Source organism: Capnocytophaga cynodegmi, from assembly GCF_002302475.1.
Taxonomy (GTDB): domain Bacteria; phylum Bacteroidota; class Bacteroidia; order Flavobacteriales; family Flavobacteriaceae; genus Capnocytophaga; species Capnocytophaga cynodegmi.
The window spans coordinates 2212270-2230673 of the sequence record NZ_CP022378.1; the positions used below are offsets into that span (position 1 = coordinate 2212270).

12 protein-coding genes are annotated in these 18404 nt (G+C 36.4%); 10 read left to right on the forward strand and 2 right to left on the reverse strand.

Annotation, left to right across the window (positions count from 1 at the left end; all coding sequences use genetic code 11):
• The first annotated feature begins 89 nt into the window (after window positions 1-89).
• The 4 genes from CGC48_RS09820 (at window position 90) to CGC48_RS09835 (ending at window position 7277) form a co-directional block, all read left to right on the forward strand.
• Window positions 90-1187, forward strand: coding sequence for an efflux RND transporter periplasmic adaptor subunit (locus tag CGC48_RS09820; RefSeq protein WP_098029422.1), 1098 nt, complete (start codon window positions 90-92; stop codon window positions 1185-1187).
• A gap of 130 nt (window positions 1188-1317) precedes the next feature.
• Complete coding sequence (locus CGC48_RS09825; RefSeq protein WP_098029423.1) at window positions 1318-2709, forward strand: efflux transporter outer membrane subunit; 1392 nt, start codon at window positions 1318-1320, stop codon at window positions 2707-2709.
• A gap of 413 nt (window positions 2710-3122) precedes the next feature.
• Window positions 3123-3890, forward strand: coding sequence for a DUF6261 family protein (locus CGC48_RS09830; RefSeq protein WP_157909904.1), 768 nt, complete (start codon window positions 3123-3125; stop codon window positions 3888-3890).
• Between the two features lie 258 nt (window positions 3891-4148).
• A complete protein-coding gene (locus tag CGC48_RS09835) occupies window positions 4149-7277 on the forward strand; it encodes an efflux RND transporter permease subunit (RefSeq protein ID WP_098029425.1) in 3129 nt (1042 codons plus the stop codon).
• A gap of 111 nt (window positions 7278-7388) precedes the next feature.
• Here CGC48_RS09835 and CGC48_RS09840 read toward each other — a convergent pair whose 3' ends face one another.
• Window positions 7389-7967 carry a porin family protein gene (locus tag CGC48_RS09840; RefSeq protein WP_232780496.1) on the reverse strand — a complete coding sequence of 193 codons (579 nt, stop codon included), beginning with the start codon at window positions 7965-7967 and terminating at the stop codon, window positions 7389-7391.
• A 216-nt stretch (window positions 7968-8183) separates the two neighbouring features.
• Here CGC48_RS09840 and CGC48_RS09845 point away from each other — a divergent pair, with 216 nt between their 5' ends.
• The 4 genes from CGC48_RS09845 to CGC48_RS09860 all read left to right on the forward strand — a co-directional run bounded on the left by CGC48_RS09845 (window position 8184) and on the right by CGC48_RS09860 (window position 14744).
• Window positions 8184-11603: a SusC/RagA family TonB-linked outer membrane protein gene (locus CGC48_RS09845; protein ID WP_098029427.1), complete on the forward strand. Its 3420-nt coding sequence runs from the start codon at window positions 8184-8186 to the stop codon at window positions 11601-11603.
• Window positions 11604-11614: 11 nt separating this feature from the next.
• Complete coding sequence (locus CGC48_RS09850) at window positions 11615-13456, forward strand: SusD/RagB family nutrient-binding outer membrane lipoprotein (protein ID WP_232780497.1); 1842 nt, start codon at window positions 11615-11617, stop codon at window positions 13454-13456.
• Window positions 13457-13673: 217 nt separating this feature from the next.
• A complete protein-coding gene (locus CGC48_RS09855; protein WP_098029429.1) occupies window positions 13674-14000 on the forward strand; it encodes a DMT family transporter in 327 nt (108 codons plus the stop codon).
• A gap of 48 nt (window positions 14001-14048) precedes the next feature.
• Entirely contained in the window at window positions 14049-14744 is a 696-nt protein-coding gene (locus CGC48_RS09860) for a metal-dependent hydrolase (RefSeq protein WP_098029430.1), read from the forward strand.
• Window positions 14745-14872: 128 nt separating this feature from the next.
• Here the strand turns inward: CGC48_RS09860 and CGC48_RS09865 are convergent, their stop codons facing one another.
• Window positions 14873-15118: a hypothetical protein gene (locus tag CGC48_RS09865; RefSeq protein ID WP_018278964.1), complete on the reverse strand. Its 246-nt coding sequence runs from the start codon at window positions 15116-15118 to the stop codon at window positions 14873-14875.
• 513 nt (window positions 15119-15631) lie between these two features.
• On the opposite strand from CGC48_RS09865, the gene pckA reads away from it, so the two are divergent.
• Both pckA and CGC48_RS09875 read left to right on the forward strand, forming a co-directional pair.
• On the forward strand, window positions 15632-17212 hold the full coding sequence (pckA, locus tag CGC48_RS09870) for a phosphoenolpyruvate carboxykinase (ATP) (protein ID WP_041992786.1): 1581 nt from the start codon (window positions 15632-15634) through the stop codon (window positions 17210-17212).
• Between the two features lie 161 nt (window positions 17213-17373).
• Entirely contained in the window at window positions 17374-18387 is a 1014-nt protein-coding gene (locus CGC48_RS09875) for a hypothetical protein (RefSeq protein ID WP_098029431.1), read from the forward strand.
• Window positions 18388-18404: the final 17 nt, after the last annotated feature.

Here is an 18404-nt window from a genome sequence, read left to right on the forward strand (position 1 = left end):
CTTTTAGATGTTTTGACGTCTTAGAGGAATTACAAATAGATTTATACAATACATTATACAGATTTCAAACTATAAAAATCATAATAAAGATGAATAGAATACTATTTTCAATAATTATAGCTGGTTTATTGACAGCGTGTAAGGATTCAAAACAACAAGCACCACAGGGAGTGAAGTCTTATCCTGTAATTACGATAAGCGAGGGTGAAGCAACTTCCTATTTGTCATATCCTACAAATATTGAAGGTAAGGTAAACAGCCCTGTACAAGCAAAAGTTACGGGTTACATCACGCAAGTATTAGTTGATGAAGGGCAATTTGTGACTAAAGGGCAACCTCTTTTCAGGTTGGAGACGCAAACACTCAACCAAACTGCACAAGCTGCCAAAGCCTTAGTAGAAGTAGCTCAGGTGGAGGTAAACAAGCTCCTTCCATTAGTGGAAAAAAACATTGTAAGCCCTGTACAGCTCGAAACAGCTAAGGCAAATCTGCAAAGAGCTAAAGCAGCTTATAGTGAAGTGACATCTAATATGGATTTTGCTATAGTAAAGGCTCCTGTAAGCGGGGTAGTGGGGGCGATACGCTTTCGAGAGGGGGCGTTAGTAACGGCAGGAAATACGATGCTTACCAGCGTTTCTGATGTGAGTGAAGTGTACGCTTATTTTTCTATGAACGAGAAAGAATACATAACCTTTTTGGAGCGTGTGCCTGGAAAAACTACAGCTGATAAGCTCAAAAGTTTTCCGCAGGTGGAGCTGACATTAGCTAACGGAGCTACATACTCCCAAAAGGGTACTATACAAGCCGCTACGGGGCAAATTGATGCTTCTACAGGGAGTATTCGGTTCAGGGCTACATTCCCTAATCCTGATGGGTTATTAACTAATGGCAATAGTGGGACTATACGAATTCCGCAACACTTTAGCGATGCGATTATCATTCCGGAAGTAGCTGCCTTTGAGCAACAAGGAAAAGTATTTGTATATAAAGTTGAAAAGGACACCATAAAGCAATCTGTCGTGAAAGTACGCAACCGAAGTGCTAATGCAATGGTAGTTGAAAGCGGACTAAAAGCAGGAGAAGTTATCGTAGTTCAGGGGATTAATGGGCTTCGTTCAGGAATGGTTATCAAACCAGAAGCTGTACAAATGGATAGCATCATCAAACAGATACAACCTATCTTTTAGAGGATAACTAATACATCACAGAGCTTAATCAGTGTATGATTTTTTATAACTAAAATGAAAGAAATCTATTGAAATTATATCTTTATAATTCTTTTTTAAGTTACGTATCTTTTTTAAAAGTAAATTAACAATGAACATATTTAAAATAATAGGAATTGCGACCACTATGGCACTGCTAACTTCGTGTGCGGCTCGTAAATCGTATGAGAGACCACAGGTGGTAGATAGTAAATTGTTCCGAAGTGAGAACATTTCAGCAGATAGCCTCAGTTCGGCGGTGGTGTCGTGGAAGAACATTTTTACCGACCAAGTGTTGCAGCAACATATTAGCAAGGCTTTGACCAGCAATTTGGATATTAGAGTGGCTATGCAGAATGTAGTTTCAGCACAATCCTATTTAAAACAAAGCAAAAGTGCCTTCTTGCCGTCAATTTCAGCATCAGGAAGCTATACGCATAGCACAGCATCACTCAATGCAAATCCATTGCTAAGGGAAAGAACCTATAACGATTTGTGGGACTTAACAGCCAATGCCTCTTGGGAAGCCGATATATGGGGAAAATTGAATGCACAAGCTAAGGCAAGTTATGCTTCGTACTTGGCTACAACTTCAGCACATCAGGCGGTACAATCCGAAGTAGTGGCTACCTTAGCGACAGCTTATTATCAATTGCTGATGTATGATAAGCAACATAAAATACTTCAGGAAACTATTAAGCTGCGTGAAGCCAGTTTGCAAACTACTCAAGCTCTTAAAGATGCAGGAATTACCACAGAAGTAGCTGTGCAACAAACACAAGCCTTATTATACAATGCACAATCGCAATTAGTTACTATAAAGAATGCTATCTGGGCTTTGGAAAATAGCATAGCTGTGCTACTGGCAGAAAGTCCACAGACTATTGAAAGAACAAGTCTGGAAGAACAGCAGTTTCCTACAGATTTTAAACAAGGATATGCCATCAGTTTACTTGAAAACAGACCCGACGTGAAACGTGCGGAGTACAATTTGATAAATGCCTTTGAGCTAACCAATGTAGCACGTGCAGGATTTTATCCGTCGTTTACCCTTACAGCTCGTGCAGGTATTACAAGTACTGATATTGAGCAATGGTTTTCTGTCAAGTCCATATTCGCAAACTTTATTGCAGGGCTTACGCAACCCATACTCAATCGCCGACAAGTACGCACACAATACGAAGTGAGTGAAGCTAACAGACAAATAGCTTTATTAGGATTTCAAAAAATATTACTTACAGCAGGAAAGGAAGTTTCAGATGCTATGCAGAATTTTACTTCACAAGATGCCTTTATACACCTAAAGCAAAAAGAAATGGAGGCTTACCAGAAGGCAACGGACTATTCAAAAGAATTATTCAATAGTGGAATGGCAAGTTATTTGGAGGTGATAACAGCTGAGGTTAATCGATTGAATGCTGAACTTGCCCTTGCAAATGCTCAGTTTATGCGAATGCAGTACGGAATAGCTCTTTATAAAGCTCTGGGTGGTGGTTGGCGATAGATTTCATAAGTAAATAGATTTGAAATTATAATATCGATATTGCGTAGGAAATGCTAAATAAATTTAGTTAGTGTAGTTAGGTCTTTCTTATAGGTTCAAATTTTTAAAGTTGGTATATTGAGGTCATTTTTACTGGTTTTTTATTTTTTAGTTATTGTATTGAGGTCTTTATGGTAGATGTAAGTTTTTGAAATTATAGTAAAGAGTAATCTATCATAACTCAAAAAATAAAAATTTGTTGTATTGACCTATATCTATCAGCTAAAAATATTTGAAAGTATTGTAAATAGTAATATATATTGATTTTGATTATCAAAAATGAATTGATATAGAAATAATTTATAAATTTTGCTTTTTAGGAAGATATAAACTACATTTGTTTCAGTGAATAATAATTTTAAAAATAGATAGTTATGAGCGTATTAATGGACATTTCGTTGCCGAATCTTGTTAAGTTAAACAATGATGAGTATGCCCAATTTATAAAAGGGGTAGTGAATTTGATAGATGAAAGTGCTTTGGATAAACTGGCTGTAAAGCAAGAGCTATTTGCGTCTATTCAAAAGAATTTGGATTTGCTAACAGAGGCATCTCGCCAAAGTCGTTCAAGCAAAGAGTCTGAAAGTATCAATCGATTGGACAAACAGCGTACCGAGTTGCTATCCTACATAACGTCATCTTTCAGGTTGGCAAGAAAAAGCTCGATGGACTCGCATAAGGAATCAGCTCAGGTGCTTAGCAAGGAGTTTAAAAACTACTCGGGTGTAGCATCATTGCCTACGCGTCAGAAGTCACAAGCTATCGATGCACTGCTTAAAGATTTGGAAAAGGCTGAAATTGCAAAGCATTTGAAGGTTTTGAGCTTATCACACGCGGTCTCTACACTGAAAGAAGTTAATGCAAAATATCAGGAGCTGATAGGAGTGAGGGCAGAAACACAGGCTACAACACCGCTAATCAATGTGAAGAAGGTGCGTAAGGAAACTCATTTGCTTTACAGGGAGTTGGTCAGATATGCTTTCTCCAACAATGTGATTAATCCGTCTGACGAAAGCCAAAGTTTCATCAGGTTGCTTAATAAATTGATGGACGACACGATGAATGCCTATAAACAACGTTTAGGACAGCTTAATGCTAACAAAAATACATCTGCTAAGGAGGAAAATAAACCTGTAATGTAACAGAATGTATTAGTTTTATGATTTATTAGCTTACCGATTTGCATAAAGTTGGTAAGTAGTATTTTTTTGGCTCATTAAAAATAGTACTATCTACTAAATTAAATAGAAAAAAGTTATTGTAAAGTTTGTAATATGAATAGGTTGGCTATTCTTATTCTATAGAAAAATAAAAATTGTTATGCTATGATAATCAAAAACTATTAAAAATAGTTGTGCATTATGATTACATAATGATTTATATATTAGGAATTAAAAAATATGATAAAAAAGTTTATTGACAGACCTGTACTATCAACAGTTATCTCCATCTTGATAGTCATTTTAGGTATTTTAGGGATAATTGCACTACCTGTATCCCAATATCCTGATATTGCACCGGTAACGGTAACAGTTTCGGCAAATTATACTGGTGCAAATGCGGAAACGGTACTAAAATCTGTTGTTATTCCTCTGGAGGAGCAGATAAATGGTGTAGAGAATATGGATTATATCAGCTCTACAGCTAACAATAGTGGTTCTGCGAATATTTCAGTTTACTTTAAGCAAGGAACTGACCCAGATATTGCTGTGGTTAATGTGCAGAATAGGGTTGCACGAGCCAATGCCATATTACCTTCGGAGGTTACGCAATCGGGAGTTATCACTCAAAAACAAAACTCGGGGGCGTTGATGTTCCTAACGTTCTACTCTGAAAATCCTGAGCTTGATGATATCTTCATTCAGAACTATATGAACATTAATGTAGTTCCTGCCATTAAGCGTATCAACGGGGTAGGAGATGCTTCAGTATTCGGAGCGAAGGATTACTCAATGCGGATATGGCTCGACCCTCAGAAACTTTCAGCGTATAAACTAAATCCGTCCGAAGTTATCTCTGCAATTACTAGCCAGAGTAGGGAAGCAGCAGCCGGAACCTTAGGTCAAAATAGTGGAAGCATCTATGAATATACAATTAAGTACAAAGGAAAGTTCAACGAGGTAAGCGAATATGAAAATATAGTCATCAAAGCGATAGATGGTGGTAGGGTACTACGCTTGAAAGATGTTGCAAAGATAGAGTTAGGGGCACTTTCTTATACTGGGTTTGCTAAGAATAACGGAAATCCTGCCGTTTCGATGGGTATTTTCCAGACGCCTGGCTCCAATGCACAGAATATTATCAATGATATTAAGGAATATCTGCAAAATGCACAGCCTACTTTCCCTGAAGGGATAACTTATACTATCAATTACGACACCAATGAGTTCTTGGAAGCCTCCATATCAAAGGTACTTACTACCCTTTTGGAAGCCTTCTTGCTGGTGTTTTTAGTTGTTTATATCTTCTTGCAGGATTTCCGTTCTACGTTAATTCCTGCTATTGCAGTGCCTGTATCTATTGTAGGTACGTTCTTCTTCCTAAATCTGTTTGGTTACTCGATTAATATGCTTACGCTCTTTGCCTTGGTACTGGCTATCGGTATTGTTGTGGACGATGCGATTATCGTTGTAGAGGCTGTTCACGCTAAAATGGAGAATACTGGACGTAAAGCAAGGAATGCAACCATTGAGGCGATGCACGAGATTTCAGGAGCGATTATCTCAGTTACTTTAGTGATGGCAGCGGTGTTCATTCCAGTGACCTTCATAGGAGGAACAACGGGTGTATTCTATAAGCAATTTGGGATTACGCTCATTGTAGCTATTGCAATATCGGCAGTCAATGCCCTTACGCTTAGTCCTGTGTTATGTGCTTTGTTCCTAAAAACACATCAGCATAAAGAATATCAGGATAAATCTTTCGTACAGAAGTTCTTTCATAAGTTCAACATTGCTTTCGATGCAGCTACCAAACGATATGGGCAAACGTTTACTTTCTTTCTACGCCATAAGTGGGTAACTTTAGTATTATTTGCCATAGCTGGAGTAGGGTTTTACACGGCTAATACTAAAATGAAGACTGGTTTTGTACCTACGGAAGATAACGGATTGTTGTTCATAGATGCACAATTGATACCAGGAGCATCAATGGAACGCACAGCAGCTGTAATGAATGAAGCACAGGAGAAGCTACGAAAAATTCCAGGGGTTAGTTCTGTTACAGCTATTACAGGTAGAAGTTTTATTTCAGGGGCAGGAAGTAACTATGGTATGGGCTTTTTGCGATTAAAGCCTTTTGAAGAACGTTTGTCAGACCCTAATCAGTCAATACAAGCTATCACAGCTCAGGCTTTCAGAGCGGTATCGGATATTCCAGAGGCTCGTGTTATCTTTTTCCAACCACCAGCAGTTCCTGGATTTGGTATGAGTTCAGGTTTTTCGATGGTATTGCTTGACAGAGCAGGAGGAGAGATTAAAGATTTGGAGCGAGTATCGCAGGAGTTTATAGGAAAGCTAATGCAACGACCCGAAATACAATATGTACAGACTTCATTCAATGCAAATTACCCACAATATCAAATGACGCTTAATGTAGAACGTGCAGTACAGGCGGGAGTGAATGTAAGTAGTATTCTATCTTCTCTTCAAAGCTATATAGGAGGTGTTTATGCTACTGATTTCACCAAGTACGGAAAGCAATTTCGTGTGATGGTTCAGGCACTTCCTGATGATAGAAAGGATATAAGTAACTTAAATGGGTTGATGGTAAAAACAGCGTCAGGTGAAATGACTCCTATTTCACAATTTGTGAGCTTGGAAAGGACTTTCGGACCTCAGAGCTTAAACCGTTACAATCTTTTTACTGCTGTGAATCTTTCAGGAGCTAATGCCGAAGGATATAGTACAGGTGATGCTCTTCGTGCTGTGGAGGAAGTAGCTGCTGAGAGTCTTGGTGCTAATTACAGCATTGATTACACAGGAATTACAAGGGAAGAGCAAGGTTCTGGCTCACAAACGGCAATCATTTTTGTACTTAGTTTGATATTTACCTATTTCATTCTTTCAGCTCAGTATGAGAGTTATATTCTTCCTTTGGGGGTTATCTTCTCGCTACCCTTTGGAATAATGGGAGCTTATCTGGGACAATGGTTGTTTGGCTTGGAGAATAATATTTATTTCCAGATTTCGCTCATTATGCTAGTTGGACTTTTGGCTAAGAATGCTATCTTGATTATTGAGTTCGCTGAGCAACGCAGACATCATGGCGAAAGCCTGTCGCGTTCGGCTATCAATGCAGCGATGGCACGTTTGCGACCTATTTTGATGACCTCATTTGCTTTCATTGTAGGATTATTACCCTTGGTATTTGCATCAGGCATTGGAGCAGCTGGTAATCGTTCGGTAGCAACAGGGGCGGTGAGTGGTTTGCTTATTGGAACTTTCTTAGGACTGATAGTAATTCCAGTTTTGTTTGTAATCTTCCAGTATTTACAGGAAAGGTTTGTAGGAAGAAAAGTACGATTGTAGTCGTTTCGTATAGCTATTGTTTATTTAAATAGATATAAAGACCTAACTATTATAAATAAAAATCCCAGTAATTAGTGTATTACTGGGATTTTATTAATTTTGGATAGTTGGTTAGAACTTCAATCCAACTCCAACTTGAATTTGTTGTGTTTTAGCTTTTTCCTTTCCAAAGTCGCTAATATCATAGAATCCCCAGACGTAGCGTCCGTAAATGAAAAAAGGCCTTAAGTTAATTTCAGCTCCTGTAACGAAAGAAAAATCAGAGCTTTTGAAAAGTTTTTCTCCATTTTGCCACAAATTATCATTGCTGTTTGTTAAGATACTGAATTGCGGTCCTGCTAACAATGAAATAAATCCATTTTGATTGAATTTTAATAGGATAGGAACATTTAAATAATTAAGTTTCTTTCCTTTATCGAACTTATCATTCCAGATGGAAGTATAAGAATCCTCAAGAGTGGTATTTGTTTGATCGAATAAAATTTCTCCTTGTATTGCCAGTTTATCAAGAAGCCCAACGCTCACGAAACCACCTAATTGATACCCTAATTTGAATTGGTCTTTATAGGCTACACCATCAATTTTACCCAAATTGGCTCCAGCTTTTACACCAATGTTAACTTGTGAAAATGCATTTGCAGAGAAAAGCAAAGCAAAAATGACTGAAAATGTTAAAATTGTTTTTTTCATTTCTGTAAAATTTAAAATTTCCGAAAACGATAGGGCAATAACCATACCAAACTATAAAGCTTGTTATCTGAAAAAGAAAGTCAAAAATATTTATATGTTATAAAATGTAGTTTTTATTTACAAAAAATAAAATTTTAATGTAAAACTTTCATAATATAATATTATCTTGTACTTTTGTATCCCTTTTGTAGAATTAACTTAATAAACAAATAATATATGAACAAACGAGTTTTATGTTTACTTGTGTTACTTGTAGTGAGTTTTCCTCTTTTTGCACAAGTAAAAACCGTAACAGGTACTGTTACAGATGAAGCGGGTAGTCCGTTACCTGGAGTAAGCGTTCTGATACAAGGAACGAAAAAGGGTACATCCACTGATTTTGATGGAAATTATACCTTGCAGGTTAATGAAGGAGGTGTTCTTGAGTTTTCCTATATTGGATTTACAACTCAAACTAAAAAAGTAACAGGAGCTGGTAATTCTTTGAAAATTAATGTGGTAATGAAAGAAGAAGCTCAACAACTTGGAGAGGTTGTGGTTACAGCTTTGGGAATCAAGCGGGAAACTAAAAAACTAGGGTACGCTATGACCGAAATGAAGGGTGAAGAACTCGCTAAGGTTAATACAGTAAATCCTGTATCGGCTTTGCAAGGAGAATCGGCAGGGGTAAGTATTGGAAGCTCTGATGGGGGATTGTTCGGAAATGCAAAAATACAAGTACGTGGTGTTTCTTCATTGAATTCTAACAATAACCAACCTATCTTTGTTATTGACGGTGTGATTTTGGAGAATAATACTTCTGGGGCAAGTGCCGATTGGGAATCAAATGCTAATGATTTTGGTAATATCTTGAAAAATCTAAATCCAGATGATTACAAAAGTGTTTCTGTTTTAAAAGGAGCCGCAGCAACAGCTCTTTATGGTTCACGTGGGATTAATGGAGTGGTCTTGATTGAAACTAAAAATGGTTCGGGAGCAAAAGGACTTGGGGTATCTGTAAAACATTCTTTGGGAGTTGACCACGTGTATGCTACCCCTGAGCTACAAACCGAATACGGGCAAGGAATTATGGCAGGATATATCGACTATGGAAAAACTGATGCTAATGGACGATATTTTCGATTTGATACTGAGCAGTTTTATTACGATGCCAACGGAAATCCATCACGTGTGAATCATCCAAAAGAGGGGTTAGGATACGGACCTAGATTCAATGAAAATACAATGATTGTGGATTATGATGGAAAATTAGTACCTTATCGTCCTTACAAAAATAATCTACTCAAAGCATATAATTTAGGGGTTAGTAATACCACTTCGGTATCCTTAACTGGAGGTAACGAAAAAGGGAATTTTTATCTTTCTGATTCATACAACCAACGCACAGGAGTGCTTCCCAATAATGGATTTTCACGAAATTCACTTTTATTTTCAGGAGCTTATAATCTTGCTACTTGGTTAAAAGCTGAAGCATCAGTCTCTTATACTTCTTCAGAAGGTAAGAATCCACGAAGTGATTTGGCTACTAATTTTTTGACTGGCGTTTGGACTAATGAATACGATGTAGAAAAATATAAACAAAATCAGTATTGGCAAGCAAAACACGGAGGACTTCCAAATTCGAATTATGGTGATGAATATGCGTATGTACCAGGAAATGGTATTTGGTTTGCTTACAACAAAAATAACCAAGTGCGTAATGAAAATGTGGTTCGTCCCATTGTTAAATTATCTGCTGAAATTTTGAAAGGATTGAATGTGCGTTTGGAAGGAAATCTTAATTACTATACCATAAAGCAAGAAAATAAAGAATTGGGTAATGGGTATGCCAATGAGGGGGGCTATTATGCTCTTTACCATTATAGAGATGTAAGTCAAACTGGAAAAATTTCGTTAGATTATACCAAAGATATTACACAAGGTCTTTCTGCTTATGTCGTTGTTGGAGGAGAAATTTGGAATCAGGAAAAGTCTGAAACTCGCGTAAGAACCGATGGAGGATTGGTGGTTCCAGGGCGTTATTATTTGAAAAATTCGAAAAAAACACCTATAGCCGATGCAGGTAGAGTCTTTGGAACAAAGCAGATTAATTCACTCTATTTTTTAACATCATTTTCGTTGAAAGACCAATTATTTTTAGATATAACCGGACGTAATGACTGGTCATCAGCTTTGGTTTATACTGATGGAACAGGTAATTATTCCTACTTTTATCCATCGGTAAGTTCTTCTTGGGTGTTTAGTCAAACTCTTGGGCTTCCGTCTTGGGTTTCTTTTGGGAAACTTCGAGCTTCGTGGGCACAAGTGGGTAGTGATACCGATCCTTATTCTATAAACAAAGGATATTCGCTTGGTTCTTACGAGATGAATGGCGGAAATAATATTTATTTAAATGAAGTTTCAACTACTTTGGTTGATAGAAGCATTAAACCTGAACGTAAGAATTCTTATGAAGTGGGGCTTGATGCACGGTTTTTTAATAATCGATTGGGCTTTGACGTAGCTTATTATGACGAATATATTACCAATCAGATTGGAGATATTCCGCTTCCGAATGCTTCTGGATACAGGAATTTGCTTACCAATATTGGTACTTTACGCAATTATGGTTTTGAACTGAAGGTAGACGCTAAACCAATTCGTACTGATAATTTTGTATGGGATGTTTCCTTTAATTACTGGCGAAACAGAACTCAAGTTACCGATTTACATAAAGATTATGGAGCTTACAAGGTACTGGGAGGAACACCTGCATATGGTAATTTCCGTATAGGTTCAGTGGCTTTTGAAGGAGGAGAGTACGGTGTTTTGATGTCGGACAGTGCTCCTAAAAAATTTCAAGCTAAAGACGCTAACGGAAATAACATTGACGATCCGAGAAACGGAATGCCAGTTTTGAAATGGACTAACAATGGAAGAACGGCTTATTACGAAAGAAGTGGTGAAGTAGAGGAAATTGGGAAAATGCAACCTGATTTTGAGGGGTCTTTAAAAAATACATTCACTTACAAGGGAGTTTCGTTATCTGTGATGTTAGATGCACGTTTTGGTGGGTATATGGCTTCATTCTCAAATAGATATGGTACAGCTAACGGATTTTTAAATACCTCATTAAAAGCTCGTGATGCTCACCACGGAGGAATTACTTGGACGTCACAATACCCTGACACAAAGGGTAAAGTCTTCTCCGATGGTATAATTGTTGATGGGGTCTTTGCTCCTGGAACAAATGTACAAACTCCAGCAGGAACAACTCAAGATGTAGGAGGGTTAACCTACCGAGAAGCAATGGATAAAGGTTACATAGAGCCTTCACACGCAAGTACACACACTTACTTTAAAAATTCGTGGGGACAAGGGGTTGTAAATGATGATTGGTTTCACGAGGTAAATTATGTGGCACTTCGTAACATATCATTAGGGTATACTCTACCAAGTGAAGTGAGTAAGAAGTTGAAAATGAGAAATCTGTATTTAGGGGTAAATTTGCGTAATCTTGGATATTTGTATAATTCTTTGCCTAACAAGTTGAACCCTGAGAGTTTCAGAGGTACAACTAGTACGGAATCTTTTTTTGAGAGAAGTTTTATTCCATATACAGCATCTTATACGTTTAGTGTAGCAATTGATTTTTAAATTTGAACGAAATGAAAAAAATAGTATTATTAATAACAGCTATGTTGGCTGTGGGTTGTAGTCGTGAAGATTTTGCTGATAAAAATACTGATCCATCAACCCTTTCAGAGCCAGATTTGCGTTTTTCAACAGCAAAGGTAATTGAAACAATGTACACCGATGATTATACCATCTGGTTTTATGATAATTTTGATTATATTTTTCCGTGGAGTCAATTGACTACTACTGGTTTGGGTAATGGTTTGAGAATGAATGAAATGGAGAATACGGGTGGGCATAATTTATACGGGGCTTTGTTCCCAAATGCTCGTGATATTCGTGCAAGAATTGATGCGATGCCTAGTGCCGAGAAGGAGAAATATAGAGCCTTACGAGCTATTACTTTTCCAGCTGTAATTCATCCCGCATTAAGTGTAACGGACAAGTATGGTTCTTTGGTGTATTCACAGGCAGCTTTGGCTCCGTACACCACTCCTCCTTTGCTTACCCCTGAGTATGACAATCAAGAACAACTTTTCGATACTTGGTTGAAAGAACTTGACGAGGCTATTGCAGAACTTTCGACAACAAGTGGTCAACTACAGCTTGGAGCTCAGGATGTGGTTTACAATGGTGATTATAAAAAATGGGCTAAATTTTGCAATTTGTTGAAACTGAAAATAGCAGCCCGATTAGTTCACGTAAATACAAGTAAAGCTGTCAAGATAGCCGAAGAGGTTGTAAATTCTCCTGTGGGATATATGAATGAGTTGGCTGATGATTTTGTTTACAGAAGAAGCATTAAATATTATGGTACAGGTAACGGAACACAGCCAGGCTCTGCAGCGGAACCTATAGTTGATTTTATGGTAGCAAATAAAGACCCTCGTCTTCGTTTTATTTTTACTAAAAACCATTTTAATAGTGAGGTGATTGATGCCTTTGCTGAAGCAAAAAAAGAACTCCCACCCCACGTTAAAAAACGCGTAAATTTAAAACCTGACAATAAATTTGATAGCTGGAAGGAACCAGGCGAACCTTGGGTACGTTATGTGGGAGTACCTATTTCTCCTGATAAAACAAATGATGTTGCTTATGATGAATATTTCAAGCAAGGGGAGCGTAACAAGATCAGTTTAGGAGGAGTTGAGAAAACATATGCGTCAACTTCTTCTTACTCAGAAAGAAATACACGTACAGGTTATAATTATTCGTACCCGACCAAGCCGGGAGGACGTGTCATTGAAGTGAAGGATAATTATCCTCCGATTAACATCGTTTTGGGATCATCTGGTGAAACAAATCTATTTTTGGCAGAGTTTAAACTTTTGGGAGCAAATCTTCCTCAATCAGCTCAGGATTATTTCAATCAAGGAGTACGTTTATCGGTTCAACGAATGGATGCTATTGCCAAAAATAATCAATTAGCTTACTATGAGGAAGATCCTGTTTACACTGAGGAGAAGGATAAGAAAGCAGGAAGTATTAAATTAAAAGAAGGAGAAATAGAAAATCTTCTAATGCAACCAGCATATAATGTAACTACTGATGGATTGGAAAAAGTGTATATTCAGCAGTATATCAACTATGCTACAGCTGCTTCAGGAGATATTTGGACAACGGTTCGTCGCTCAGGATATCCTAAAAAGAATAGTGCTTATTTGGCTTGGGGAGAGTTAAAATCTGCTGGAAACGATTTGGTGCTTCCTCGTCGCTTTTTGGTGCGTACGCCAACCGAAGATGACAAAAACTATCAAAACACCAAAAAAGCAATTGATGAGCAAGGATTTACCTCAGGTACAAATGACCCTCAAATTCTCAATACGCAACGTTTGTGGTTCGATAAGCAAAACCCAAATTATGGAGGGAATTAACATAGATTCTAAGTGATTCAAAAGTCAAAGAGGCTGTCCGAGAAAGTATCGGACAGCTTTTTCTTTTCAGAAACATTTTTAAAGCTCAGGATTACACTTGTAAGAATAGATTTTGTTTATTTGGTTCGCTTGGATTATATTTGCACTGATATGAAAAATATGGACTTTGTGTTGGTTTTTTTTAGTAGTTTTGGATAGATTTTTTTGAAGAAAATAAATGAACTGGATTCTTCTGATTGTTGCAGGGTTGTTTGAGGTGGCGTTTACTTTCTGTTTGGGAAAGGCTAAAGTAAGCATCGGAACAGAAACATACTTTTGGTATGGAGGGTTTGTCGTTTGTACCATAATAAGTATGACCTTATTAATGAAAGCCTCACAGCACCTTCCTTTGGGGACAGCTTACGCTGTTTGGACAGGTATTGGAGCAGTAGGAACTGTTTTGGTAGGAATATTTATCTTTAAAGAACCTGCCACTTTTTGGAGGCTATTTTTTATCACAACGCTTATTGGTTCCATTATTGGGTTGAAAGCGGTTTCCAATTAAATTGATGAAATTTTTACATTTGTAACTTAAAATAAAAGACATATAATTATGAAAGTAACCTATTTAGGACACGCTTGTGTCAATGTCGAAATTGAAGGAAAATTTTTCCTTATAGACCCATTTATTTCAGGTAATCCGTTAGCGAAACATATTGATATTAAATCCGTGAAGGCAGATTATATTTTGCTCACACACGCTCATTTAGACCATATTTTAGATGCTGAGGTTATTGCAAAAAATACAGGAGCAAAACTTATTACGAATCCTGAAATAATGGCACATTACAGAGACTTGGGATTAGATGGCTACGAAATGAATATCGGAGGAACGCAACGTCTTGAAAATGGGAAAGTAGAAATTAAAATGACAAAGGCTGAACATTCATCTGCTTTTGCTGACGGAAAGTATGGAGGAAATCCAGCAGGGTTTCTTATAACAAACAAGGGTAGAACAATATACGTGTCAGGAGATACAGCTTTATCTTTAGATATGAAACTTATTCCGTATCAATATAATGTGGACTTAGCAATTCTTCCAATAGGTGATAATTATACAATGGGAGTTAAAGATGCTTTATTAGCTGCAAAATTTGTGGATTCATATCACACATTAGGAGTTCATTATGATACTTTTGATGTTATCAAAATAGATAAAGGGTCTTCTGAAAAAGAGTTTTCAAATTCACATCGTAAGTTACATTTGTTATCCATTGGCGATACAATTGACATTAAATCTCTTAGTTAAAATTATTTCTATAGAAATGGATAGCTATTTTATCCATTTTTTTGTTGTTGAATGAAACAAAAATCGGTAAGTGAGAAATCACTTACCGATAAAAAATTAAACTAAAAAATCGTATAACTAAAAAACCATTAAGCTTTCGCCTCTGGAGCCCAAGAAGAGCATAGCATTTCTGAACTAGCTTTCTGAGGATGAGCACATTTATCAGTTTTAAAACGAACACAAGTTCCGCAGCTGATAGCTTCTTTTGCAGCAACAGTCATATCAAAACTGTCACAAGTGTACTTTGCTTCTACTTTTGTTTTGTGAACGCTACAAATGTTGTCTTTCTCTAAATTTTGGCAGTTTACACAACCGCTTGTTAATCTGATAGCCATAATCGTATATTTTTTTAATTAATAAATTATTTTATTTTTTACACTGCAAAGATAAGGGTAGAAACACTTAGAAACAATTTAAATAGTTGAAAATGAGTTATATGTATTTAGATTAACTCTATTGTGTTGCTATTTGAAATAGGAATAAATTAATAAATTGCCTGTGAAACAAGTCTGTGTAACGTATTTCTATTTTTTTATTTTTATGATTAGATGATTTTAGGAAATTTGTATTTTGAAAATTGAATAAAAAGAGTTTTAAAATAGAAAGCAAAACAGTTTTTGTGCTTTGATTCTTATCTTTATTAGTTTTCAAAATTGATTGAAAACATATCAATCAGTATTACAATTAGTTTTGTCTTCCAATGTTATGTAAGTATTAAATTTTCATTTTTAGGGCAAAAAAAATGTGAATTTGATTTTTTATTTCAAGTTTTATTTGTACTTTTACATCGCCAAATTAAAAAGGGGATTATTTAGAATTAACAATATAATAATTATAAAATCAAAATTATGAGTAAATCAAAAACAATTTCAGTTGAGAATTACGGAATCAAAAATGCAAACGTACGCTACCAACTTTCTGCCGACGAGTTGCACAAAGAAGCTATCGCAAAAGGTGTAGCTGAAGAAGCTAACTCTGGAGCTTTATCTATCAAAACAGGGAAATTTACAGGACGTTCTCCACAAGACCGTTTCATCGTAAAAGACGACATTACAAAAGACCGCGTATGGTGGGGAAAAGTAAATATTCCTTTCGATTCAGCAAAATTTGACGCTCTTTATGATAAAGTAATGGCATATCTTTCTGGAAAAGAATTGTTCGTTCACGACGGATATGTTTGTGCTGACCCTAACTATCGTACAAATGTTCGTACTATTGCTGAACTTCCTTGGAGTGCACAATTCGTTTACAATATGTTCCTTCGTTTGGAAGATAGCGAAGTAGAAAACTTCAAAGAAGAGTGGTTGGTAATCAACGCACCAGGATTCTTGGCTGACCCAGCTGTTGACGGAACTCGTCAATCAAACTTTGCTATTTTGAACTTTACTAGAAAAATCGCTTTAATCGGTGGAACAGGATATCCAGGAGAAATGAAAAAAGGTATTTTCTCTGCACTTAACTTCGTACTTCCTGTATTCAAAAACACAATGCCGATGCACTGTTCTGCAAACGTTGGTAAAGATGGCGATACAGCGATTTTCTTCGGACTTTCAGGAACTGGTAAAACAACGCTTTCAGCTGACCCTAACCGTCACTTAATCGGAGATGACGAGCACGGATGGACACCTGAAAACACAGTGTTTAACTTTGAAGGTGGTTGCTACGCAAAAGTAGTTGATTTGACTCCTGAAAAAGAGCCTGAAATTTTCGCAGCTATCAAAAAAGGAGCTATCCTCGAAAACGTGATTATGCATAACGGAGAGGTTGATTTTGCAGATACTTCAATCACTGAAAATACACGTGTTTCGTATCCAATTCACCACATAGCTAATATTCAACCTGGTTCAATAGGTAAAAATCCTAAAAATATATTCTTCTTAACTTTTGATGCTTACGGAGTATTGCCTCCAATCTCTAAATTGACTCCAGAACAAGCTGCTTATCAGTTCGTTTCAGGATATACTTCAAAAGTTGCAGGAACAGAGGTAGGAATTACTACACCACAAAAAACGTTCTCAGCTTGTTTCGGAGCAGCATTTATGCCACTTCACCCAGCTGAATATGGTAAAATGTTGGCTGAAAAAATCGAGAAATCAGGCGTAAACGTATGGTTAGTAAATACAGGTTACAACGGAAAAATGAAACGTTGCAGCTTGAAAGATACTCGTGCTTTGATTACTGCTGCCCTTACAGGAGCTTTAGACAAAGTTGAGTACAAAGAGTTACCAATTTTCGGATTTGGAGTGCCACAATCTTGCGAAGGTGTTTCTGACCAAGCTATTTTGAATCCTGAAAATACTTGGGACGATAAAGCTCAATTCGCAGCTAAATCAAAAGAATTAGCGGAAGCATTCTTACAAAACTTCAAAGATAAAGGATTTGAAGAAGGAGCTGATGCACAGGTACTTAAAGGAGCACCAAAATTATAATTTAATTAGAGATTAAATTTATTAGGTCATATATTTTGTAAAAGAAGATTATCTATTTTTATAGATAATCTTCTTTTTTATCAATAAATTTTGATTTATTAACATAATTGGGCATAATTTTTGCATTATAAAACATATTAACATTTAAAAACAAATAAAAAATGAAGAAAAAAAATTATTTTGGTTTGCTTTTTATTTTTACAGTACTTTTAGTAGGTTGTAAAGATAATGATGATGTAAAGGAAAGCAACGTTGTTGCTATGCCTAATGCCTCAAGTTTTCAAAATTTGAGAGAGACTGCATTGAATAAATTAACTCAAACAAAAGAATTTGAGGTTGATGGAATGGGTGATATTGAGTTTACATCTGAGAAAGGTGTAAAGGTTCGTATCCCAGAAGGATGCTTGGTAATTAAAGGTAAGCCTGTACAGGGAAAAGTAAAGTTTGATTTTATTGAGTTGTTTGATAAATCTTCATTACTTACTACTAATATTGCTACAATGGGGTGGGATAGTAATGAAAAAGTTGCTAAATTTTTAGTTACAGGTGGAGCGTTTAATTTGAAATTAACTCAAAATGGTCAAGAAATTGAGTTGGTCAATCGTTGTACTTATAATTTGGAGGTGCCTGCAAAATTTACGGGAGGTGCAAAACAAGAAATGATACTTTGGTATGGAAATTTCAATGATAGAGGAGACTTGGTTTGGGAAGAAGCTGTAAATGAGATGTTTCAAGATCCAGAAGCAGGAGAAGGAATTATTGATGGACCTGTAGATGGAATTTCGATTTATAATGATGTATACTACGGAGTTGTGAGTAAGTTTGGTTGGGTCAATTATGATTATTTTTATGGTGATAATCGTGAAAGAACAACTTTAACAATTAAGGTCCCTGCAGAATATGATTATAAAAATTCCTCAGTTTACGTATCATATAAAGATGTACCAGGACTTGCTCGAAGTTTGTATGATGAAACTAAGAAGACTTATGTGGACTCTTTATTACCGATAGGTTTGGATGTTCACGTAATTTTTGCTTCTGAAAGCAACGGAAAATGGGCGTATGCTATAAAGAGTGCAAAGATCACAAAAGACCATCAGGTGGAATTCTTAAAGTCTGAGTTGAAAGAAGCTACACAAGCTGAGTTTGAAGCTGTAATAAAAGCTATTAAATAGTAATAAAAAAGCTCGAA